This window comes from Pseudomonas sp. GW460-12-10-14-TSB1 (genome assembly GCF_017349775.1).
Taxonomy (GTDB): Bacteria; Pseudomonadota; Gammaproteobacteria; order Pseudomonadales; family Pseudomonadaceae; genus Aquipseudomonas; species Aquipseudomonas piscium.
Map to the genome: position 1 here is coordinate 14,459 of NZ_JACNAC010000041.1, position 20,537 is coordinate 34,995.

General features: G+C 62.1%; 23 protein-coding genes. 13 read left to right on the forward strand and 10 right to left on the reverse strand.

Annotated features, from left to right (window positions below):
* From J4D52_RS21380 to J4D52_RS21395, 4 genes are all read left to right on the forward strand, one after another.
* Complete coding sequence (locus tag J4D52_RS21380) at positions 1–1,059, forward strand: alpha-ketoacid dehydrogenase subunit beta (RefSeq protein ID WP_025809506.1); 1,059 nt, start codon at positions 1–3, stop codon at positions 1,057–1,059.
* On the forward strand, positions 1,060–2,349 hold the full coding sequence (locus tag J4D52_RS21385) for a dihydrolipoamide acetyltransferase family protein (protein WP_102677414.1): 1,290 nt from the start codon (positions 1,060–1,062) through the stop codon (positions 2,347–2,349).
* A 3-nt stretch (positions 2,350–2,352) separates the two neighbouring features.
* Positions 2,353–3,744 carry a dihydrolipoyl dehydrogenase gene (gene lpdA / locus J4D52_RS21390; RefSeq protein WP_102677413.1) on the forward strand — a complete coding sequence of 464 codons (1,392 nt, stop codon included), beginning with the start codon at positions 2,353–2,355 and terminating at the stop codon, positions 3,742–3,744.
* A gap of 301 nt (positions 3,745–4,045) precedes the next feature.
* Positions 4,046–5,065, forward strand: coding sequence for a branched-chain amino acid aminotransferase (locus tag J4D52_RS21395; RefSeq protein WP_102677412.1), 1,020 nt, complete (start codon positions 4,046–4,048; stop codon positions 5,063–5,065).
* Positions 5,066–5,158: 93 nt separating this feature from the next.
* Here the strand turns inward: J4D52_RS21395 and J4D52_RS21400 are convergent, their stop codons facing one another.
* The 4 genes from J4D52_RS21400 to J4D52_RS21415 all read right to left on the reverse strand — a co-directional run bounded on the left by J4D52_RS21400 (position 5,159) and on the right by J4D52_RS21415 (position 9,405).
* The gene (locus J4D52_RS21400; RefSeq protein WP_102677411.1) at positions 5,159–6,043 is read right to left on the reverse strand and encodes an N-acetylmuramoyl-L-alanine amidase; all 885 of its coding nucleotides are present in this window, start codon (positions 6,041–6,043) and stop codon (positions 5,159–5,161) included.
* A 204-nt stretch (positions 6,044–6,247) separates the two neighbouring features.
* On the reverse strand, positions 6,248–7,045 hold the full coding sequence (locus J4D52_RS21405) for a transglutaminase family protein (RefSeq protein ID WP_102677410.1): 798 nt from the start codon (positions 7,043–7,045) through the stop codon (positions 6,248–6,250).
* Entirely contained in the window at positions 7,042–7,992 is a 951-nt protein-coding gene (locus tag J4D52_RS21410; protein ID WP_025809515.1) for an alpha-E domain-containing protein, read from the reverse strand. Before J4D52_RS21410 ends, J4D52_RS21405 begins: the two co-directional genes overlap by 4 nt.
* A 3-nt stretch (positions 7,993–7,995) precedes the next feature.
* Complete coding sequence (locus J4D52_RS21415) at positions 7,996–9,405, reverse strand: circularly permuted type 2 ATP-grasp protein (RefSeq protein ID WP_009043313.1); 1,410 nt, start codon at positions 9,403–9,405, stop codon at positions 7,996–7,998.
* Positions 9,406–9,498: 93 nt separating this feature from the next.
* Between J4D52_RS21415 and J4D52_RS21420 the strand changes: the two genes are divergently transcribed.
* The gene (locus J4D52_RS21420) at positions 9,499–10,155 is read left to right on the forward strand and encodes a hypothetical protein (RefSeq protein WP_146018006.1); all 657 of its coding nucleotides are present in this window, start codon (positions 9,499–9,501) and stop codon (positions 10,153–10,155) included.
* A 312-nt stretch (positions 10,156–10,467) separates the two neighbouring features.
* Here the strand turns inward: J4D52_RS21420 and J4D52_RS21425 are convergent, their stop codons facing one another.
* A complete protein-coding gene (locus tag J4D52_RS21425; protein WP_102677409.1) occupies positions 10,468–10,965 on the reverse strand; it encodes an AAA family ATPase in 498 nt (165 codons plus the stop codon).
* Between the two features lie 70 nt (positions 10,966–11,035).
* Positions 11,036–11,809, reverse strand: a complete 774-nt coding sequence (locus J4D52_RS21430; protein WP_102677408.1) for a helix-turn-helix transcriptional regulator — start codon at positions 11,807–11,809, stop codon at positions 11,036–11,038.
* Between the two features lie 81 nt (positions 11,810–11,890).
* Here J4D52_RS21430 and J4D52_RS21435 point away from each other — a divergent pair, with 81 nt between their 5' ends.
* The 3 genes from J4D52_RS21435 (at position 11,891) to J4D52_RS21445 (ending at position 14,446) form a co-directional block, all read left to right on the forward strand.
* Complete coding sequence (locus tag J4D52_RS21435) at positions 11,891–13,033, forward strand: cytochrome P450 (protein ID WP_102677407.1); 1,143 nt, start codon at positions 11,891–11,893, stop codon at positions 13,031–13,033.
* Positions 13,033–13,380, forward strand: a complete 348-nt coding sequence (locus tag J4D52_RS21440) for an antibiotic biosynthesis monooxygenase (RefSeq protein WP_025809524.1) — start codon at positions 13,033–13,035, stop codon at positions 13,378–13,380. The genes J4D52_RS21435 and J4D52_RS21440 overlap by 1 nt, the downstream gene beginning before the upstream one ends.
* A gap of 91 nt (positions 13,381–13,471) precedes the next feature.
* Positions 13,472–14,446, forward strand: coding sequence for an alpha/beta fold hydrolase (locus J4D52_RS21445; protein WP_102677406.1), 975 nt, complete (start codon positions 13,472–13,474; stop codon positions 14,444–14,446).
* Positions 14,447–14,448: 2 nt separating this feature from the next.
* Here the strand turns inward: J4D52_RS21445 and dmeF are convergent, their stop codons facing one another.
* From dmeF to J4D52_RS21460, 3 genes are all read right to left on the reverse strand, one after another.
* Complete coding sequence (gene dmeF / locus J4D52_RS21450) at positions 14,449–15,405, reverse strand: CDF family Co(II)/Ni(II) efflux transporter DmeF (RefSeq protein WP_102677405.1); 957 nt, start codon at positions 15,403–15,405, stop codon at positions 14,449–14,451.
* A gap of 14 nt (positions 15,406–15,419) precedes the next feature.
* Positions 15,420–15,692, reverse strand: coding sequence for a metal/formaldehyde-sensitive transcriptional repressor (locus tag J4D52_RS21455; RefSeq protein WP_102677404.1), 273 nt, complete (start codon positions 15,690–15,692; stop codon positions 15,420–15,422).
* Positions 15,693–15,911: 219 nt separating this feature from the next.
* Positions 15,912–16,199: an FKBP-type peptidyl-prolyl cis-trans isomerase gene (locus tag J4D52_RS21460; RefSeq protein WP_081251625.1), complete on the reverse strand. Its 288-nt coding sequence runs from the start codon at positions 16,197–16,199 to the stop codon at positions 15,912–15,914.
* A gap of 2 nt (positions 16,200–16,201) precedes the next feature.
* Here J4D52_RS21460 and J4D52_RS21465 point away from each other — a divergent pair, with 2 nt between their 5' ends.
* The 3 genes from J4D52_RS21465 (at position 16,202) to J4D52_RS21475 (ending at position 18,257) form a co-directional block, all read left to right on the forward strand.
* Positions 16,202–17,452 carry an S-type pyocin domain-containing protein gene (locus tag J4D52_RS21465; RefSeq protein WP_081251624.1) on the forward strand — a complete coding sequence of 417 codons (1,251 nt, stop codon included), beginning with the start codon at positions 16,202–16,204 and terminating at the stop codon, positions 17,450–17,452.
* Positions 17,453–17,707 (forward strand): bacteriocin immunity protein, encoded by a 255-nt coding sequence (locus J4D52_RS21470; protein WP_025809537.1) that lies wholly within the window; start codon positions 17,453–17,455, stop codon positions 17,705–17,707.
* A gap of 310 nt (positions 17,708–18,017) precedes the next feature.
* On the forward strand, positions 18,018–18,257 hold the full coding sequence (locus J4D52_RS21475) for a pyocin S6 family toxin immunity protein (RefSeq protein ID WP_081251623.1): 240 nt from the start codon (positions 18,018–18,020) through the stop codon (positions 18,255–18,257).
* 142 nt (positions 18,258–18,399) lie between these two features.
* Here the strand turns inward: J4D52_RS21475 and J4D52_RS21480 are convergent, their stop codons facing one another.
* Positions 18,400–18,738, reverse strand: coding sequence for an FKBP-type peptidyl-prolyl cis-trans isomerase (locus J4D52_RS21480; RefSeq protein ID WP_025809541.1), 339 nt, complete (start codon positions 18,736–18,738; stop codon positions 18,400–18,402).
* A 247-nt stretch (positions 18,739–18,985) separates the two neighbouring features.
* Between J4D52_RS21480 and J4D52_RS21485 the strand changes: the two genes are divergently transcribed.
* Both J4D52_RS21485 and J4D52_RS21490 read left to right on the forward strand, forming a co-directional pair.
* Entirely contained in the window at positions 18,986–20,113 is a 1,128-nt protein-coding gene (locus J4D52_RS21485) for a polymorphic toxin type 44 domain-containing protein (protein ID WP_063429799.1), read from the forward strand.
* Positions 20,097–20,483: a hypothetical protein gene (locus J4D52_RS21490; protein ID WP_063429797.1), complete on the forward strand. Its 387-nt coding sequence runs from the start codon at positions 20,097–20,099 to the stop codon at positions 20,481–20,483. The genes J4D52_RS21485 and J4D52_RS21490 overlap by 17 nt, the downstream gene beginning before the upstream one ends.
* The last annotated feature ends 54 nt before the right edge of the window (positions 20,484–20,537 follow it).

A 20,537-nucleotide genomic window follows, 5' to 3' on the forward strand; every position in this document is an offset into this window, starting at 1 on the left:
ATGAACGACCACAACAACAATATCCAGTTGGAAACCGCCATGACCACGACCACCATGACCATGATCCAGGCCCTGCGCTCGGCCATGGATGTGATGCTAGAGCGTGACGACAACGTGGTGGTGTTCGGCCAGGACGTCGGTTATTTCGGCGGCGTGTTCCGTTGCACCGAGGGCCTGCAGACCAAGTACGGCACCTCGCGGGTGTTCGACGCCCCGATCTCGGAAAGCGGCATCGTCGGCGTCGCCGTCGGCATGGGCGCCTACGGCCTGCGCCCGGTGGCAGAAATCCAGTTCGCCGACTACGTCTACCCGGCCACGGACCAGATCATTTCCGAAGCGGCGCGCCTGCGTTATCGCTCCGCCGGCCAGTTCACCGCGCCGCTGACCATGCGCATGCCCTGCGGCGGCGGCATCTACGGCGGCCAGACCCACAGCCAGAGCATCGAGGCGGTGTTCACCCAGGTCTGCGGCCTGCGCACCGTGATGCCGTCCAATCCCTACGACGCCAAGGGCCTGCTGATCGCCTCCATCGAAAACGATGACCCGGTGATCTTCCTCGAGCCCAAGCGCCTGTACAACGGCCCGTTCGACGGCCACCACGACCGCCCGGTAACCCCCTGGTCGAAACACCCGTCGGCCCAGGTGCCGGACGGCTACTACAAGGTGCCGCTGGACGTCGCTGCCATCGCTCGCCCGGGCAAGGACGTCACCGTGCTGACCTACGGCACCACGGTGTATGTCTCGCAAGTGGCCGCCGAGGAAACCGGGATCGACGCCGAGGTCATCGACCTGCGCAGCCTGTGGCCGCTGGACCTGGAGACCATCGTCAAGTCGGTGAAGAAGACCGGCCGCTGCGTGGTGGTCCACGAAGCCACCCGCACCTGCGGGTTCGGCGCCGAGCTGGTGTCGCTGGTGCAAGAACACTGCTTCCACCACCTGGAAGCGCCTATCGAACGCGTGACCGGCTGGGACACCCCCTACCCGCACGCGCAGGAGTGGGCGTATTTCCCTGGCCCGTCCCGAGTGGGCGCGGCTTTGCAACGGGTCATGGAGGTCTGAATGGGCACGCACGTTATCAAGATGCCGGACATCGGCGAAGGCATCGCAGAAGTAGAACTGGCGCAGTGGCACGTCAAGGTCGGCGACCTGGTGGTCGAGGACCAGGTGCTGGCCGACGTCATGACCGACAAGGCCATGGTGGATATCCCCTCCCCGGTGCACGGCAAGGTCATCTCCCTGGGCGGCCAGCCCGGCGAAGTGATGGCGGTGGGCAGTATATTGATCAGCATCGAGGTCGAAGGCGCCGGCAACCTCAAGGCGTCCGATCAGCTGGTCAAGGAACCTGCCCCTATTAAAGAAGCAGCACCGCTGGTGGTGGCACCCAAGGTCGAAGCCGCGCCAGTGCTGGAAAGCAAACCCGTCGCCGCGTGCCACCCCGCGCCACAAGCGCCGGTGGCCCGCGACGCCGACGAGCGCCCGCTGGCCTCCCCGGCCGTGCGCAAGCATGCGCTGGACCTGGGCATCCAGCTGCGCCTGGTGCAGGGCAGCGGCCCGGCCGGACGCATCCTCCACGAAGACCTGGACGCCTACCTGGCCCAGGGCACCCAGAGCGCACGCAGCGGCTCGGCGCCGTCCGGTTATGCCCAGCGTCACGACGAAGAGCAGATCCCGGTGATCGGCATGCGCCGCAAGATCGCCCAGCGCATGCAGGAAGCCACCCAGCGTGCCGCCCACTTCAGTTATGTCGAGGAAATCGACGTCACCGCCGTGGAAGAACTGCGCGCGCACCTCAATGAAAAACACGGCGCCACCCGCGGCAAGCTGACCCTACTGCCGTTCCTGGTGCGGGCCCTGGTCGTGGCCCTGCGTGACTTCCCGCAGATCAACGCGCGTTACGACGACGAAGCCCAGGTCATCACCCGCCATGGCGCGGTGCATGTCGGGGTGGCCACGCAAAGCGACGTCGGCCTGATGGTGCCGGTGGTCAAGCACGCCGAAGCCCGCAGCCTGTGGGACAGCGCCGCGGAAATCTCACGCCTGGCTACAGCCGCGCGCAGCGGCAAGGCGGCCCGCGACGAACTGTCCGGCTCGACCATCACCCTGACCAGCCTCGGCGCCCTGGGCGGCATCGTCAGCACGCCGGTGCTGAACCTGCCGGAAGTGGCGATCGTCGGGGTGAACAAGATCGTCGAACGGCCGATGGTGATCAAAGGCCAGATCGTGGTCCGCAAGATGATGAACCTCTCCAGCTCCTTCGATCACCGGGTGGTCGACGGCATGGACGCGGCGCTCTTCATCCAGGCCATTCGCGGCCTGCTCGAACAACCCGCCAGTCTGTTTCTGGAGTAACTCATGCAACAAACTCTGAACACTACCTTGCTGATCATCGGCGGTGGCCCTGGCGGTTATGTGGCGGCGATCCGCGCCGGCCAGCTGGGCATCTCGACCATTCTGGTGGAAGGCCAGGCATTGGGCGGTACCTGCCTGAACATCGGCTGCATCCCGTCCAAGGCGCTGATCCATGTCGCCGAACAATTCCAGCAGACCCGCCATCACAGCCAGGGCTCGGCCCTGGGCATCAATGTCTCGGCGCCGACCCTGGACATCGGCAAGAGCGTGGAATGGAAAGACGGCATCGTCGACCGCCTGACCACCGGCGTCGCCGCCCTGCTGAGAAAGCACAAGGTCCAGGTGATCCATGGCTGGGCCAAGGTCATCGACGGCAAGACCGTGGAAATCGAAGGCGCCGACACCCGCATCCAGTGCGAGCACCTGCTGCTGGCCAGCGGTTCGAAAAGCGTCAACCTGCCGATGCTGCCGATTGGCGGGCCGATCATCTCCTCCACCGAAGCCCTGGCGCCCAAGGCCCTGCCCAAGCGCTTGATCGTGGTCGGTGGCGGTTATATCGGCCTGGAGCTGGGCATCGCCTACCGCAAGCTCGGCGCCGAAGTCAGCGTGGTCGAGGCCCAGGAGCGCATCCTGCCGGCCTATGACGCCGAGCTGACCCAACCGGTGCTCGAATCGGTGAAACAACTGGGGATCAAGCTCTACCTCAAGCACAGCGTCGAAGGCTTCGATGCCGCGACCCACAGCCTGCAAGTGCGCGACCCGAACGGCGACAGCCTGAAGCTGGAAACCGACCAGGTGCTGGTGGCGGTCGGCCGCAAGCCGAACACCCAGGGCTGGAACCTCGAAGCGCTGAACCTGGACATGAACGGCTCGGCCATCCGCATCGACCAGCGTTGCCAGACCAGCATGCGCAATGTCTGGGCCATCGGCGACCTCGCCGGCGAACCGATGCTCGCGCACCGGGCCATGGCCCAGGGCGAGATGGTCGCCGAGCTGATCGCCGGCCAGCACCGGGAGTTCAACCCGACAGCCATTGCCGCGGTGTGCTTCACCGACCCGGAACTGGTGGTGGTCGGCAAGACCCCGGACGAGGCCAAGGCCGCCGGCCTGGATTGCATCGTGTCGAGCTTCCCGTTCGCCGCCAACGGCCGCGCCATGACCCTGGAATCGAAAAACGGTTTCGTGCGGGTGGTGGCACGCCGTGACAATCACCTGATTGTTGGCTGGCAGGCGGTGGGCGTCGGCGTGTCCGAGCTGTCCACGGCTTTCGGCCAGTCCCTGGAAATGGGCGCACGCCTGGAAGATATCGCCGGCACCATCCACGCCCATCCGACCCTGGGCGAGGCGGTGCAGGAAGCGGCATTGCGCGCCCTGGGCCACGCCTTGCATCTGTAAACACCGGGTCTGTAGGAACGAGGCTTGCCCGCGATAGGGCCAATGAGCACGGCGGGGAAATCGAGCCGTCCGTGCCGGCGCCATCGCGAGCAAGCTTCGCTCCTACAGAAACAGCTCGCCGCGGCCTTTGGGGCTCGATCCACATGACGACAGGAGGGTTCATGAGCAGGCTAAGTTTTTTTGCTTCCCCTCCCATCGCCCGGGATGCGGTGGCCCCCCGGAATGCAGTATTGTTGTGCCCATCCAAAAAACGTCAGAAGCCTTGAGCCGTTGCGACGGTTGTTAAGCGATAGAGGGTGTCATGGGTAACGAAAGCATCAATTGGGACAAGCTGGGTTTTGACTACATCAAGACAGACAAGCGCTATCTGTCGCACTGGCGTAACAGCGAGTGGGACAAAGGCACCCTGACCGAAGATAACGTGCTGCACATCAGCGAAGGCTCCACCGCCCTTCACTATGGCCAGCAGTGCTTCGAAGGCCTGAAGGCCTACCGCTGCAAGGACGGTTCGATCAACCTGTTCCGCCCGGACCAGAACGCCGCCCGCATGCAGCGCAGCTGCGCGCGCCTGCTGATGCCGCAGGTGTCCACCGAGCAATTTGTTGCCGCCTGTCAGGAAGTGGTTCGCGCCAACGAGCGCTTCATCCCGCCTTACGGCACCGGCGGCGCGCTGTACCTGCGCCCGTTCGTGATCGGCGTGGGTGACAACATCGGCGTGCGCACCGCCCCCGAGTTCATCTTCTCGATCTTCGCCATTCCGGTCGGCGCCTACTTCAAGGGCGGCCTGACCCCGCACAACTTCCTGATCTCCAGCTACGACCGCGCGGCGCCACAAGGCACCGGAGCGGCCAAGGTCGGTGGCAACTACGCCGCCAGCCTGATGCCAGGTTCGGAAGCCAAGAAGAAGCACTTCGCCGACTGCATCTACCTGGACCCTTTGACCCACTCGAAGATCGAGGAAGTCGGTTCGGCCAACTTCTTCGGCATCACCCACGACGACAAATTCGTCACGCCGAAGTCGCCGTCGGTACTGCCAGGCATCACCCGCCTGTCGCTGATCGAACTGGCCAAGACCCGCCTGGGCCTGGAAGTGATCGAAGGCGACGTGCTGATCGACAAGCTGTCGGACTTCAAGGAAGCCGGCGCCTGCGGTACCGCCGCGGTGATCACGCCGATCGGCGGCATCGAGTACCAGGACAAGCTGCACGTGTTCTACAGCGAAAAAGAAGTCGGCCCGATCACCCAGAAGCTCTACAAAGAGCTGACCGGCGTACAGACCGGCGACATCGAAGCGCCAGCGGGCTGGATCGTCAAGGTCTGACCTGACCCCCGCCCCAATGAAAAAGCCCGCCTTTCACCTCGGTGATCGGCGGGCTTTTTTATAGGGGCGCCATACAGGCGGAACCGACCGCCCCTAGCCGAGCGCGGCAGCTTCCGCAGGCTGGAGAATATCCCGGGCCTTTTCTACGCCGTGATATTTGTCGATCAGGGCAAACAGGATGGCTGCGGTCTTGATATCGACCACCCCACTGACATGCTCCTGGTTGAAGCGCATCTGGAACGCCTTCACCACGGCCTCCAGGCCTTGGTCCAGATAACCGTAGCCATAGGTTTGCAGGGCCTTGGTCACCTGCATCATGCTCGGTGGCGTGACGCTGAAACGGGCCTGGTAGTCGCCGATGGTGGGCTCGTCCGGCCAGGCGCCGACGCCGGCTTCGGCCAGGCGTTTCCAGGGAAAGAACGGCCCCGGGTCGATCTTGCGCCCCGGCGCGATATCCGAGTGGCCGACAATGTCCGTCGGCTGGATGTCGTACTTTTCGATCAGGTCTCGCGCCAGGCTGATCAGCAGTTCGGTCTGACGCTCGCCGTAGGGCATGCCCAGGGGCTGCCCCGTGTCCTGGTCCCAACCGGCGTTGACGATCTCGATACCGAGCGAGGTGTCATTCAGGTTGCTGCGGTTTTTCCATTGGCTCACCCCCGCATGCCAGGCCCGGTCGTGATCGTCGACCAACTGATGGGCCACCAGCAGGCCCTTGTGGGTCTTCGGCCGGTCGGGAATCAGGTAGTTGGCGCTGACCAGTTCCGATCGCGTCAGCGTTTCGAAGGACTTCTCCTGATCGAGCGCGGTGTAGTGCAGGACCAGGAAACGGATCCGGTGGTTCTTCGCCACCGCCCTCTCGCCTTTCGAAAGGACGTAGCCCTCTTTCTCCGTGAGCCTTGCCTCGGAGGTGTCTTTATTGCTGCTGGTACAACCGGTCATCGCCAGCAAGAGGCTTAAGACCGTGGTGTATTTCTTCATGACTTGCCCTTGAACATTGCTTTCCTTTCCCGCGCCTGCCTGCTGCTTTGCAGGCCTGCGGAGCGGCGCATGCTAGGGACCGGGATAAAAGGCTGTCTTTAGGATAAGTCTGAAAGGCGCTGAGAAAAGCGCAGGGGCCACAGGGCTCCCTGGCTCAAGAGGTGGGCATGCCGGAGCCGGCATGCCCGATCGCGGGAAAGACCGCTACTGGTGCTGGACCTGGAACATCGAGTTCACCTGGACTCGCGCCAGCATGTGCTCGGCGCCACCACCGCGACGCATGCCGCGCACCGGGCAGGCGTCGAGGTAGTCGAGGCCGACCGCCAGTTTCAGGTGCCGTTCCGGCCGGGCCAGGCGGTTGGTCACGTCGAAGCTGTACCAGCCGTCGTCGATCCAGGCCTCGGCCCAGGCGTGGCTGGCCAGGTGGCTTTCGTCTTCGGTGCACAGGTAGCCGGAGACATAACGCGCGGGAATCCCCAGGCCGCGGGCGCAAGCCAGGAACGCATGGGTGTGGTCCTGGCAGACCCCGACCCGGCCGGCGAAAGCCTCGGCCGCGGTGGTGTCCACCGTGGTCGCGCCCGGGCTGTAGACCATGTGCGCGGCCAGGGCATGCATCAACTCGATCAGCGCCGCGCGGTCACGCCGGGTGCCGCAGTGCTGCGCGGCGAAGGCGCTGAGGGCGGCGTCGGCCTTGGTCAGCGGGCTGCTGCGCAGGAACGGCAGCGGCGACTGGCTGTCGTGTTCCACCTCCCGGGCCTGGTCGATTTCCACCTGGCCATAGGCGCTCAGGACCAGGGCGCCATGGGGCTCGTCCATGGTCAGCACGTGCAGGATATTGCCGTAGGGGTCGAGCTGGCTGCGCACCAGGCGCGGCAGTTCCAGGTGCCATTCGAGGATCTGCTGGCGCTCGCTGTTCTGCGGTGTCAGGCGCAGGAACTGGATGCTGGTGCAGACTTCATCGGCGTAGCTGTAGGTAGTGTCGTGGCGTATGGAAAGTTTCATACAACCTCCAGATAGGATTCGTGGACGGTCTGCCCCAGGTGACGGATCTGCGCGATGAAATCGCTCAGCCACAGGTGCAGCCCCGACGCGAGGATCTCGTCGATCCCGGTGTAGCGCAGGCGTGCGTTCAGCTCGGCGGCCAGGCGCTGGGCCGGACGGCCGTTGTTGCCCGGCAGGCTGGCGAGGATCTGGTCCAGTTCCTCGACGCAGGCGTGCAGCGAACGCGGTACGTCGGCGCGCAACAGCAGCATCTCGGACACCTGCTCGGCCCCCGGCGCGTTGCGGTAGATCTCGTTGAACGCCTCGAACGAGGACAGGGCACGGAGCAAGGCGCTCCACTGGTAGTAGCCACGGGCCGAGTTGTCGCTGACCTCCTCCGATTCCTCGCCGAACATTTCGTAGCGTGCATCCAGCAGGCGCAGGGTGTTGTCGGCCCGCTCGATAAAGGTGCCCAGGCGAATGAAGCAATAGGCATCGTTGCGCATGATGGTGCCCGAGGTCGCGCCACGGAACAGGTGTGAGCGCTCCTTGACCCATTCGCAGAAATGGCTGATGCCGTAGCGCCCCAGTCCGCTCTTGGCGATGTTGCGCATCTCCAGCCAGGTAGCGTTGATGTTTTCCCACATGTCGGCGGTGATGCGCCCGCGCACCGCATGGGCGTTGGTCCGCGCCGCCCGCAGGCAGCAATAGATGCTGCCGGGGTTGGTTTCGTCGAGGGCGAAGAAGTGCAGCATGCGTTCGCTGTTCAGCTCGCCATAACGCTGGTTGTAGTCGTCCAGGGTGCCGGCGGCCAGCAGCGACATCGCCAGCTCGGCATGGCCGTCACTGCGCCCCGCCTGGGGCATCAGCGACAGCGAATAACTGACTTCGAGCATGCGCGCCAGGTTCTCGGCGCGCTCCAGGTAACGGGACATCCAGTAGAGGTCTGCAGCGGTTCTTGAAAGCATCGGTCAATCCTCCACGACCCAGGTGTCTTTGGTGCCGCCGCCCTGCGACGAGTTCACCACCAGCGAACCTTCGCGCAATGCCACGCGGGTCAGGCCGCCCGGTACCAGGCGGGTTTCGCTGCCCGACAGGACGAACGGGCGCAAGTCGATATGCCGCGGCGCAATGCCGTTCTCGACAAAGGTCGGGCAGGTCGACAGGCACAGGGTGGGTTGGGCGATATAGGCTTCCGGGCGGGCCTTGAGCCGGGCGCGGAAGTCTTCGATCTCCGCCGCCGTGGCCGCCGGCCCCACCAGCATGCCGTAGCCGCCGGAGCCCTGGGTTTCCTTGACCACCAGGTCCGGCAGGTTGGCCAGTACGTGGGACAGCTCCTCGGGTTTGCGGCATTGCCAGGTCGGCACGTTCTTCAGGATCGGTTCCTCGCTCAGGTAGAAGCGGATCATCTCGTCGACATAGGGATAGATCGACTTGTCGTCCGCCACCCCGGTGCCCACCGCGTTGGCCAGCACCACGTTGCCGGAACGGTAGGCGGCGATCAGCCCGGGCACGCCGAGCATGGAATCGGGGTTGAACGACAAGGGGTCGAGGAAGGCGTCGTCGAGGCGACGGTAGATCACGTCCACCGCCTGGGCGCCGGAGGTGGTGCGCATGAACACGCGGTCGTCGCGCACGAACAGGTCGGCGCCCTCCACCAGTTCCACGCCCATCTCCCGGGCCAGGAACGCATGCTCGAAATAGGCGCTGTTGAAACGCCCCGGGGTCAGCACCACCACCGTCGGGTTGTCCAGCGGGCTGGAGCTTTTCAGGGTATCGAGCAGCAGGTTCGGGTAGTGGTCAATGGGCGCCACCCGTTGCGCAGCGAAGAGTTCGGGGAACAGGCGCATCATCATCTTGCGGTCTTCGAGCATGTAGCTGACGCCGCTGGGGGTGCGCAGGTTGTCTTCCAGCACGTAGTAGCTGCCGTCGCCGTCACGCACCAGGTCGACGCCGGAGATGTGCGAATAGATATTGCGATGCAGGTCCAGGCCGCGCATCGCCACCTGGTAACCCTCGTTGGCCAGCACCTGCTCGGCCGGGATGATGCCCTCCTTGAGAATGCGTTGCCCGTGGTAGATATCGGCCAGGAACATGTTCAATGCCTGGACCCGCTGGATGCAGCCGCGCTCGACGTTCCGCCATTCGCTGGCCTTGATGCTGCGCGGGATGATGTCGAAGGGAATCAGCCGTTCAGTGCCTTGCTCGTCACCGTACAACGTGAAGGTGATGCCAGCGCGGTGGAACAGCAGGTCGGCTTCGCGCCGACGCTGGTCCAGCAGCTCCACTGGGGTGTCCGCCAGCCAGCGGGCGAACTCCTGGTAATGTGGGCGGCAGCCACCACTGGCATCATACATTTCGTTAAAAAAAGCACGGGACATACCCCAACTCCTCGCCGTGGTTTAAACGGCTTTTTATTTAAACTCTCTGTTTCAATAAATCGGGCCTTACGCTGAGCGATAGAAACTGTTCTGTTGAGCACCTCATTGTGCGGCCTGAATATTCCACTCGATGCCGGCGGAAATACCCCACTTATTGACGCCAGTCGTTTGGCGAAACTTCCCGTATGGATTTTCGGCAATGGATCGCCCGCGATGACGTCCATTGGTTGTGGAACTCGTCACCTCCTTTTTCGTTTTAATGTGAACTTTCAAACTGAAAGTTTTCCGAAACTTCAACAGCACACTTCGTTGGAATTCAAAGGCTGTCTATCTGCTTTAGCAATCGCTGTGCCCAAATCCCGTCTCCCCGCGAATAAAGTCCCCAAGGGTGGAAAAATGACACTTTGGCGACACTTTTCATTCAGCCAGGGGGCTCCACTCCCTGTTGACGCTGAAACGTTTTATCTGGAAGGCCGCCTGAACGGCTTTGCACAACACTGGCGCGAACGAAAAAAGTGCAGAAACTGTCGAGGAAGGTTTTTTTGCCCTGACAAGGGGATTTTTGGCAAAGCAGCTGTTATCGCTTTGCACAAAGCAAGAGTTGACGCGGCCTGCCGAGAGAAAGAACAGCGCACCATTAGCGGTCCGGAAAACGCACCAACGGCGAACGAAACACCCAATAGCGCCAACTATTGGCGCAATTTCAGCTTTTCGCCAGCGCTAGTTTGTAAAAGTGTCGGACAGGATTGAACCGGGCATTTCCGACTGTGCACGGTTCGCGCCCGAAGGAATAACGTTCGCCGAAGTTATCCACCGAACTCTTCATTCCACTTTTTATTGATTCAGTGCAATCAACCAGGATTTATCGCCGCCCTACCCCCACCACAGAACCTGTAGGAGCGCAGCTTGCTCGCGATGCAGGCACCAAGGTGAATCAGACACGCCGCCATCGCGAGCAAGCTCGCTCCTACAGGGATTCGCGGATAAATAGCTACTCGCCCACACCGCAAAACGTGTAGGAGCCAGCTTGCTGGCGATCCAGGCGCCGCGGTGGGTCAGGTGCTACAAGGTGTCCAGGTGTTCAAGGATGATCCGCACCGCCCCGGCTGGCGACAGCAGGGAGCTGTCCAGCCTCAAGCGCTCGCTGCTCCAGGCCTGGTAATCATGATCGAGCACCGACTGCCAGCTCGGTGGACGCAGGCCGGGCACATCCGCCTCACGGCTTTCCACCCGGCGCCGATGCTCGGCGATGTCGGTGCAGACCACCTCGACATTCAGCAAAGGACTCTGCTCGGCCTTGGCTATGCCTTGCCAGGCCTGGCGGCTCTCGGCGACCGGATTGACGCAATCGGCCACCACCCGGTTGCCCAGGGCGAGGTTGCTGCGGGCCAGGGCATTGGCGACTTCGTACCCGGCCTTGCCGACCTCCGCCAACCCGCCGTTGCGCAACGCCTGCTCGATAGTGTCGATGCGCAGATAGGTGGCCCGCAGATGGCTGGCCAGGGCCCGGGCGATGGTGGTCTTGCCGCTGCCGGGCAGGCCACTGAAGACGATGAGCATGCTGAAAACTCCAAGCCAGGACGGCATTCGAAGGCTGACGGTAACGCCAGCCATAGGGTTGTGGACCGGCCTATAAAGCCTGGGTAACGGCCGGGCGACCCGGTTTGCCAGCGCTCCCGACACGCCGGGCCGGGCTGTCCGGCTCTTCGAGCTGGACGGCGAACCGACTGGCAAGCTCCTTGCGCCCCAGGGTGGTCAACCCCAGCGCCCTGCTGTCCAGGTCCTGGGTCAGCCATTTGCGCCGGATCGCTTCCTGCAACAACGCGGCCCCCAACGCACCACCCAGATGCGGGCGGCGCATGCTCCAGTCCAGGCAGGGGCAGGCAAAGCGTCGGCGCAAGGTCGCCAGAGCCTGCACATTAATGCCCAATCCGGCAAAAAAACCTTCGCCGGCAGGGCTCAGGCTGTACTCCTGGGCGCCCTCCTGCGGTTGCTGCAACCAGCCGGCGTCGAGCAGGCGATCATGCAGCTGCACCGCCAGGGTGCCGGCCATATGGTCGTAGCAGGTGCGGGCGAACTGCAGGCGGTCCGGGGTACGCGGGCTGAACGCCGGCGTGGCGTTGCGGCCGATCACCATCAGGGCTTCCAGGGCCTGGGCCACGCGCGGGTCGGCGAGGCTGTAGTAGCGATGGCGACCCTGCACATGCAGGCGCACCAGGGCCAGTTCCTTGAGTTTGCCCAGGTGCGCGCTGGCGGTGGAGGCGCTGACATCGGCGATCGCCGCCAGCTCGGTGCTGGTGCGCGCGTGGCCGTCCATCAGCGCGCAGAGCATTTTCGTCCGCGCCGGCTCGGCAATGGCCGCGGCGACCTGGGATACGGCGTTGTCGTGCTGCTGTGCATTCATATTTCGCTCCCGAACGAATCGTGCCCCTCGCAGGTTGCCGATAGTAGCAACACTTCTCCCCCGCGAATAAGGCCGCCCATAATGGACCCGATTACTGCCGTCACCCACGCCGATCCCTACCCTTACTACACCAGCCTGCGGGCCCGGGGCGGCCTGGCCTTCGACCCCGGACTGGGGATGTGGCTGGCCAGCAGCGCCGCAGCGGTGGCCGCGGTGCTGGCCCATCCCGAGTGCCGGGTACATCCCGCGCACGAGCCGGTGCCCCAAGCCATAGTCGACGGCGCCGCCGGCAAAGTGTTCGGCCAACTGATGCGGATGAACGACGGCGAGCGCCAGCGTTGCCCGCGGGCCGCGGTCGAGCCGGGCCTGCAGCTGGTGCATGCCGAGGAAATTGAGCAGCGGGTCGCCGCCCTGCTGCTGGGCCTGCCAAGGGATACCACTGCCAGGCTGCATGACGGCCAGTTCCGCCTGCCGGTGGCAGTGGTCGCCGGGCTGCTGGGCTTTGCCGCGCACCAGTTGCCAGAGATTGCCGGGCTGACCCAGGACTTTGTCGCCGGCCTGTCGCCGGCCAGCACTCAGGCGCAACGGGATGCTGCCCACCAGGCAGCCGAACACTTGACCCGACACTTCGAGGCTCTGCTCGATCGGGCGCCTGCCAGCCTGCTCTTGCAGCGGATCGTCAAAGGTTTCGGCAGGCAGGATCACGACAGCCTGATCGCCAACCTGATCGGCCTGTTGTCCCAGACCTTTGAGGCCAGCGCCGGGCTGATCGGCAACAGCCTCTGCGCCCTGCTGAACGATCGCCAGTTACTCGCGGACCTGCGGGCGACGCCCAACCGGATCGCCGACCTGATGGCCGAAGTGCAGCGTCACGACCCGCCGGTGCAGAACACCCGGCGCTTCGTCGCCGCCCCTTGCAGCATCGCCGGGGTGACGCTGGAGCCGGGCGCTGTGGTGCTGGTGCTGCTGGCCTCGGCCAACCGCGACCCGCAACTGAACCCGGAGCCGGATCGCCTGCTGCTCGAACGTGAGGCCCGGCGCAGTTTCAGCTTTGGCAGCGGCCGCCACCAATGCCCCGGCCAGGCCCTGGCCCTGACCATTGCCAGCGCGGTGGTCGGTGCGCTGCTGCGGCAATCGACCCTCGACCAGCCCATCGCCTGGACCTACAAACCCTCGCTCAACGGACGCATCCCTCTGTTCACCACCCTGCCGGAGTCGCACTGATGATCGCCGTGATATTCGAAGCCCTGCCGCACCCGGAACATCGCCAGCGTTACCTGGACCTCGCCGCCGCGCTGAAACCGCTGCTGCTGGAGATCGACGGCTTCATTTCCATCGAGCGTTTCCAGAGCCTGAGCGAGCCGGACAAGCTGCTGTCCCTGTCGTTCTGGCGCGACGAGCAAGCGGTCGAGGCCTGGCGCACCCTGGAGCGCCATCGCACGGCCCAGGCCCTGGGGCGGACCCAGGTGTTCGCCGACTACCGGCTGCGGGTCGCCGAAGTGGCGCGTGACTACGGGCTGACCCAGCGCGACCAGGCGCCGGCGGACAGCCGTCAGGCCCATGCCGGGTAAAACTGCTGGGCGCCTATTCGACCAATGAATGGTGGTCAGAAGGTCATTGGGCTTCTGCTAGGGTCATGCCTGGACCTCGGAGGACAGGATCATGAGCCAGATCACCCAACATGCCCTGAAGCTCAATGGCATCGAGTTGCACCTGCATGCCGCCGGCCCGCTGGATGGACCGCCGGTGTGGCTGCTGCACGGTTTTCCCGAGTGCTGGTATTCGTGGCGCCGGCAGGTAGCGCCGCTGACGGCCGCCGGCTACCGGGTGCTGATCCCGCAGATGCGCGGCTACGGCGACAGCAGCGCCCCCGAGGATGTAGCCGCCTATGACGTGCTGACGTTATGCGCCGATATCCAGCAAGCGATGGACGCCCTGAGTCAGCAGCAGGCCTGCATCGTCGGTCACGACTGGGGCGCCGTGGTCGCCTGGCACCTGGCGCTGCTGGAGCCGCAGCGGGTCAAGGCACTGGTGGCCCTCTCGGTGCCTTTCGCCGGCCGCCCCAAACGCCCGGCCGTGGAGATCATGGCCGAGCTGTTCGCCGAGCGTTTCAACTACATCCTGTACTTCCAGAAGCCCGGCGTCGCCGAGCGGGAACTGGACGCCGACATCGACCGCAGCCTGCTGCATTTCATGCACGACTGCGAACACCTGCTGGATGAAAAAAGTCCGTCGGCCCTGCTGTTCGAGGGCATGCCGCCGCACCAGGCACCGCCCGCCTGGTGTACGCCGGAGGACTTCGCGGTGTACCGGCGCACCTTCGAGGGGCGAGGTTTTCGCGGCGCCCTGAACTGGTACCGCAACTTCGAGCGCAACTGGCAACGGACCGAACACCTGAGCGAACGCCAGGTGGACCAACCCACCCTGTTCATGATCGGCGACCGCGACCCGGTGGGCCAACTGGAAGCTCGCACCATGGAGCGCATGCCCGGCAAGGTGTCACGCCTGGAACAGCATCGGCTGGCGGATTGCGGGCACTGGATCCAGAGCGAGCAGGCCGAGGAGGTCAATCTGCGGTTGCTGGATTTTCTCGGGAGAAACTACCCCTGCCCGCCTGCGGTGCAGACAGGGGCCTAGCGTTACAGGCTGCGATATTCAAGGGTGAGGTGCGACAGTTCGTGGACCGGCGCCAGGCGCTGGCGGATGGTCTCGGCGCTGACGCCGGCAGCCGCCACCACGCTGACGATCGCCGCCCGCGCCTGCGGGCCCACCTGCCACACATGCAGATCGGTGATGCGCGCATCGCCGGCGGCTTCCACCGACTGGCGAATCTCGCCGGCCAGGTGTTCGTCCGTAGTGTCGAGCAGCACCGCCGCGCTGGACTTCATCAAGCCATAGGCCCAGCGGCCGATGACCAGCGCGCCAACCACACCCATCACCGGGTCGAGCCAGACCCATCCCAGATAACGCCCCGCCAGCAAGGCGGCGATGGCCAGGACCGAGGTCAGGGCATCGGCCAGCACATGGACATAGGCCGAGCGCAGGTTGTTGTCGTGGTGATGGCCATGCCCGTGTGAATGCGGATGCGGGTGCTCATGAGCATGCTGATGAGCGTGATCATGGCCGTGATGGGCATGACCGCCGGAAAGCAGCAAGGCGCTGACAATGTTCACGCCCAGCCCGACCACGGCGATCACGGTCGCCTCGGTGAAAGCCACCTGGGTTGGCTGCAACAGCCGCAGCAGCGACTCGCCGGCGATGCCGATGGCCACCAGGCCGAGGATCAGCGCCGAGGCGAATCCGGCCAGGTCGCCGACCTTGCCAGTGCCGAAACTGAAGCGCGCATTGTCGGCATTGCGCCGGGCGAATCCGTAGGCCGCCGCCGCGATGCCCAGGGCCCCGGCGTGGGTCGCCATATGGAAACCGTCGGCGAGCAAGGCCATGGAGCCGGTGAGATAACCGGCGGCGATTTCGCCGATCATCATGACGAAGGTCAGCGCCACTACCCACAGCGTGCGCCGGGCATTTTCATCGTGGGCGGCACCGAGGAAGTGGTGGTCGTGGGTCAAGCCTGCGGCTGGCAAGGTCGGACTCATGGGGTGGTCTCCGGTCAGGAATAACGGCGAATGGCTTCGAGCAGTTCGCTCACGCCCTTGGCCCGTTCTTCATCGCTGAGTTCGGGATGAGCCACATGCTCCAGGGCATGGGCCTCGATGATTTCCCCCATCAGGCCGCTGATCGCGCCGCGGGTGGCCGCCACCAAGTGCAGGGTCTTGGCGCACTCCGCGCCGGACTCCAGGGCCCGCTCCACCGCCTGCACCTGGCCAAGGATGCGCCGGACCCGTTTGAGCAGATCGTCTTTCTGTGCGTGCGTGTGCGACATACCTATACCCCCTATACCTATATGGCGCACATCCTGGCCGATGCCGCAGGCCTGCGCAAGAGCTTGATGACACCAATCATCCGCCACTGCCTGTCGATCACCCACGACCTAGCCCCGCCTGGAGAAGCACAGAGAGACGATTTCAAGGAGGGACTTACGGAGAAAAAGCAGTGGAGGTGGCCAGGTCAGATAGCGCTCCGACCTGGCCAGTGCGCGGGATCAATCATCGCGAGTCAGGACTTCCAGCAACTCGATCTCGAACACCAGGTTGGAATTCGGCGGGATCTTGCCCATCGACCGCTCGCCGTAACCCAGGTGCGCCGGCACCAAAAGCTTGCGCTTGCCGCCGACCTGCATGCCCATCAGGCCCTGGTCCCAGCCACCATTTTTCAGATTGTCCCTACAGACCTCCATAGCCGCATCCACTAGCGTCCCTAAGCCAACTGCAAATGCTCTTCGCTCCCCTCTGACGGGGGCTTTCTTTATGGACAATGTGGGCGCGAACACGGATGAGTGGCTACGTACCGAACGCCCCGAAGGGCTATCGCAACAAGGGTGTAGAGCCCGTCGATCTTGGCGCCCAACGCTGGGCGGAATACAAGGACCTGCCGCCAAAGGCAGAAGACAAGCCCGCCACCATGGGTTGTGTCTTTGCCAAAAGCTGCAACCTGCCTGACGGTGTGATCGATCACAAGAGTCCCACCGGATTTGTGCCTGTTGAGAAGCTGGCTGATTACGGGCTATGGGCTGTATTAGCTACCGGAACTGCAATCACAGCGGAAGGTTCCTCTCTCCAATTGGTGGGCGGGTCTGCCGCTGGCGGTGCCATTGCCAAACGTCTTGGCGGGTCATTGGCTCTCACATTGCTGGAAGGATCAGGTGTTGTTGCTACTGGCGCTGTAGTGGGCACTGTTGCGTTGCTGATTCCAAACACCAGCATTTCGCCTGACAGTGCCTTCTATAAGAATGAGCAGTACGCAATGCTCAAGACAGGCCGCACACGTGTTCGTGTCAATGTGAAGACCTTGCCGGATGGCTCCGTTAACGCCTATGGCTTCTACACGGGCGGCAAGACGGATTGGGAAAATGTCCCAGTCATTGAGGGCAGGAAGGACGGTGAGAAGTTTATCGCCGACATTGGCAACGGGATCGGCCTCACTTGGACACCAGCGGCAAGCGGTGACGGTGTACTGGGTATTCCTGCACTGGAAGGCGCGCCACAGTTGCCGTCTGTTTGGGTGTATCCGCCCACCGAACAATCCAACAAGGTACTGGTGAACCCTGAGCATCCACCCGAGTACCAGGATGCGATTATCTGGTTCCCCAGTACCGACATACAGCCAATCTACATCATGCTTAGTGCCCGCTATGATGCGGGTGGCGTCACTGGCAAGGGTCAACCCATATCGGGCATATGGCTTGCTGGTGCTGGCGTGGGAGAAGGCTCGCCCATTCCTTCGCAGATTGCTGATGCGCTACGGGGACAGACTTTCAACGACTTCGACGACTTCAGGAAAGCGTTCTGGATTGAGGTTTCGAAAGACGCAGTATTGCGGGGCCAGTTCTGCAAAGATAATCAAAGGAAAATCTCAGAAGGCAAAGCACCAATTGCAATAGAATCTGAGCATGTAGGAGAGCGAATGCGTTTTGAGATTCACCATATTGTATACATCAAGAACGGTGGCGAGGTTTACAACGTGGATAACCTTACAGTCATGACACCGAAACGACATGTTGAAACTCACAGAGAGAATAATTAAATGGACTTGAAGAGCAAGCTATCCGATTACACAGAAGCTGAATTCATCGACTTCGTTAATGAAATCAAATTCGGCTCCAACGATGAAGCTACAGAAGACAAATTGATCTTTCATTTCAAAAAGATCATTGGTCATCCTGCTGGTTCAGACTTGATTTTCTATCCTGAAAACAAAGACGAGAACACAGCAGAAGAAATCGTAGAGATTCTGAAGAGCTGGCGCACAGCCAATGGTCTGCCGGGGTTCAAGAACTGATTCAGGGGGGGGCGCACTGAAATCGACCTCTAGGGCATGTAATACAAGGCTTTCAGCCCATGCTATCGGTGTGAATCAGGTCTCTTACCTACCAGATGAATGTGCATTCGTTGGACATGGGCGTTTTGGCAACATCGCCTCGGACAGTCAAGCCAGGGTGATCTTATCGCTCAGTTTCAACGTGTGACGGCAAACTTCTCGTCGCTCTTCACCCGTGTGAACTGAGGCTCATACACTGGTTAAGCGCTTCTGATCTTCGCATCGAAAAAAGCTCGTGTGGACGTCGAACAGTAGAAAAACAGAGGCGTTTATGCACTTGTGTATTACTGGTTTTTTGCTCAATAGCACAGAAGATGACTCGCTCAAGTATGAGCTTGATGTAGACAGTACCTATAACAAACAAATTGTAGAAACTCTCGGCCATACCAGCCTTAACGCCATGGCGGAAGGCGAATGGCTGCTAACCAATGGGCAAATAACAGCAATATCAGAAATCATAGGGCAACCACTCCCAACTGATTTGAAACTGTACATTGGCGTTGAAGCATAGGGACATATTTTCTAGCCCCACCCACGCCCCAGAGAATCGATACAGGTTTACAAGAGCGTGAGTTTTCAGACCAGAAAGTAAAGATGGAGCCCGCGTAACGCGCCCAGGCCAGGCAGAGCCCCGGCCTGGGCGATGGGCGAAATCAGTCGTCGCGAGTCAGGACTTCCAGCAGCTCGATCTCGAACACCAGGTTGGAATTCGGCGGGATCTTGCCCATCGAGCGCTCGCCGTAGCCCAGGTGCGCCGGCACCAGCAGCTTGCGCTTGCCGCCGACCTGCATGCCCATCAGGCCCTGGTCCCAGCCCTTGATCACCCGCCCGGTGCCGATCACGCACTGGAACGGCTTGCCGCGCTCCCAGGAAGAATCGAAGGGCGTGCCATCTTCCAGGAAACCGCGGTACTGGGTGGTGATCAAGGCGCCCTTGACCGCCGCCTTGCCCTCGCCCACTTCGATATCGATCACCTGCAACTGGTCGCTCATCCATTCACTCTCTGCTTGGCGGCAGCCGACAGTGGCGGCCGAGGGTGCGGAAAATAGCAAATTTTCGAGCCAGCGACTTGTGCTGCCTGTTCTTGATGGGCACTGCCGGCTGCCCCCTTCCCCATCCTTGATGCCCTGAGTCGGCGCCCGACTCCTGACCTGATCTTTTAAGAATCGTCCCACAGACCGAGCCCGCGGCCCTGGGGCAGCCTCGCGTCATCTTTCGTACACGATGCAAGGACGCAGCATGATTTCTTCCGCTCGACTGGGTGACCTGCATTTCTGCCCGCTGCCGGGGCACGGCACAACACCGATTGCCAGCGCCTCTGCCGATGTGACTATCAACGCCATGGGGGCGGCCCGGGTAGGCGATACCTGTGGCTGCGGTGCGGTCATCACCAGTGGTTTTCCCTCGATCCTGATCAATGGCCGCCCCATGGCGCACCTGGGCAGCCCGACCAGTCATGGTGGAACGATCATCAGCGGCTCGGGCGATACCTTCGGCGGATTCGTGATGGGAGCTGCACCCGGTGCGGCAATTATCAACTTCGCAGCACTCGGTGCGTTCCGGCCTGATGACTCGGTGGATGATGAGAAGATGGCTACCCTGCTGGCTGATCCGAACCTCACAGAGAAGGCTGTTGCTGCAAATGCTCTGGTAGATCCTAATGCGGCTCCGAAACAACCAGAGGAAGAAGCTGAGCCTGTCGTTTGCACTCACCCTGACAGGATGGAAGAGGTTGCGAGCTACATTGCCGCTGAAATAAACCGCAATATCAATCACCCCTCTGTCGTGAAGATGAGGAAACTGAACAGCTTTGATGCTGCCGCCGAGGATGCGAAATTTCAAAGGCTACCTTGGTATGCCCGACTATCCCCGCCCAATTTTGAGGCTTTGGCACTCGGGAACAAGGCTGCTGCAATGGCCCTATGGGCAGAGCGTGTCGGTCAAAATAGGCCATGGGATCATAAAGTTACGATTGGTGAACGATACGGTGGTCCTTGGCAGAAACAGGGTAAATACGATTACTTCTATGACATCTGGTCAAACGTGCACTACGGGTATGTTGGGATGGCAGGAGGACTTTGCGAAGGCGTTCTGCTAGATGGTGCAGGGATTGAACAGATTGCTTCGGACTCAATCCGCAAGGTTCAGAAATGGAATGAAAGACGAGGCCCTCACCAGTCGGCAGACATAGAGGGAATGCGAGCATGGGACGATATCGGCGACAGGGTATCAATCAGCATCGGTATCAAGCTCTACAGGCAGCACCCAAATGGCGGTCTTACGGCGAAGATGATCATGGATGAAGTGTTGGCAGTGCCACCTACGGACTGGGGAGACGGTATTGAAGACCATGTCTGCAAAAGGTAAATCCCGGTACATAAAGCACTGGTTGCTCGTGCTATTGCTGGCACCTGTTGCCTTTTGGTACTTCGCCACGCCGCAAGTGAGTTTCCATTTTTCGGAGAAAGGCCAAGGGCGACTCGGTTACATCCTGAATGTTCAGCACAGCATATCCAAGGGCGAGATCTACCCCGGCGAGGCAACCGGAGGCCCCGGTCATATCTTCCCCGATAAGAAGTTTTTCATGGATTTCTACTGGAACAACGGTGGCAAATCGCACTGCGTCAGAGTCAAACCGAAATGGCCTGATACGGATATCTACATCGGGCCAGATGGGGACCTTGATAGCCGTACCGACAGTAGCCACATAGAGCAATGCGGGGCTTTTCCAAGCTGAGATACAGGCCAACATTTCCCAGCCCTGGCTTCCACCGTCAGAAAACCGAGTGTT

Bases quoted from the DNA above. Each gene is read 5' to 3' on its own strand.
- J4D52_RS21380 (WP_025809506.1), top strand. From the start codon at position 1: ATGAACGACCACAACAACAATATCCAGTTGGAAACCGCCATGACCACG.
- J4D52_RS21385 (WP_102677414.1), top strand. From the start codon at position 1,060: ATGGGCACGCACGTTATCAAGATGCCGGACATCGGCGAAGGCATCGCA.
- lpdA (WP_102677413.1), top strand. From the start codon at position 2,353: ATGCAACAAACTCTGAACACTACCTTGCTGATCATCGGCGGTGGCCCT.
- J4D52_RS21395 (WP_102677412.1), top strand. From the start codon at position 4,046: ATGGGTAACGAAAGCATCAATTGGGACAAGCTGGGTTTTGACTACATC.
- J4D52_RS21400 (WP_102677411.1), bottom strand. From the start codon at position 6,043: ATGAAGAAATACACCACGGTCTTAAGCCTCTTGCTGGCGATGACCGGT.
- J4D52_RS21405 (WP_102677410.1), bottom strand. From the start codon at position 7,045: ATGAAACTTTCCATACGCCACGACACTACCTACAGCTACGCCGATGAA.
- J4D52_RS21410 (WP_025809515.1), bottom strand. From the start codon at position 7,992: ATGCTTTCAAGAACCGCTGCAGACCTCTACTGGATGTCCCGTTACCTG.
- J4D52_RS21415 (WP_009043313.1), bottom strand. From the start codon at position 9,405: ATGTCCCGTGCTTTTTTTAACGAAATGTATGATGCCAGTGGTGGCTGC.
- J4D52_RS21425 (WP_102677409.1), bottom strand. From the start codon at position 10,965: ATGCTCATCGTCTTCAGTGGCCTGCCCGGCAGCGGCAAGACCACCATC.
- J4D52_RS21430 (WP_102677408.1), bottom strand. From the start codon at position 11,809: ATGAATGCACAGCAGCACGACAACGCCGTATCCCAGGTCGCCGCGGCC.
- J4D52_RS21435 (WP_102677407.1), top strand. From the start codon at position 11,891: ATGGACCCGATTACTGCCGTCACCCACGCCGATCCCTACCCTTACTAC.
- J4D52_RS21440 (WP_025809524.1), top strand. From the start codon at position 13,033: ATGATCGCCGTGATATTCGAAGCCCTGCCGCACCCGGAACATCGCCAG.
- J4D52_RS21445 (WP_102677406.1), top strand. From the start codon at position 13,472: ATGAGCCAGATCACCCAACATGCCCTGAAGCTCAATGGCATCGAGTTG.
- dmeF (WP_102677405.1), bottom strand. From the start codon at position 15,405: ATGAGTCCGACCTTGCCAGCCGCAGGCTTGACCCACGACCACCACTTC.
- J4D52_RS21455 (WP_102677404.1), bottom strand. From the start codon at position 15,692: ATGTCGCACACGCACGCACAGAAAGACGATCTGCTCAAACGGGTCCGG.
- J4D52_RS21465 (WP_081251624.1), top strand. From the start codon at position 16,202: ATGAGTGGCTACGTACCGAACGCCCCGAAGGGCTATCGCAACAAGGGT.
- J4D52_RS21470 (WP_025809537.1), top strand. From the start codon at position 17,453: ATGGACTTGAAGAGCAAGCTATCCGATTACACAGAAGCTGAATTCATC.
- J4D52_RS21475 (WP_081251623.1), top strand. From the start codon at position 18,018: ATGCACTTGTGTATTACTGGTTTTTTGCTCAATAGCACAGAAGATGAC.
- J4D52_RS21480 (WP_025809541.1), bottom strand. From the start codon at position 18,738: ATGAGCGACCAGTTGCAGGTGATCGATATCGAAGTGGGCGAGGGCAAG.
- J4D52_RS21485 (WP_063429799.1), top strand. From the start codon at position 18,986: ATGATTTCTTCCGCTCGACTGGGTGACCTGCATTTCTGCCCGCTGCCG.
- J4D52_RS21490 (WP_063429797.1), top strand. From the start codon at position 20,097: ATGTCTGCAAAAGGTAAATCCCGGTACATAAAGCACTGGTTGCTCGTG.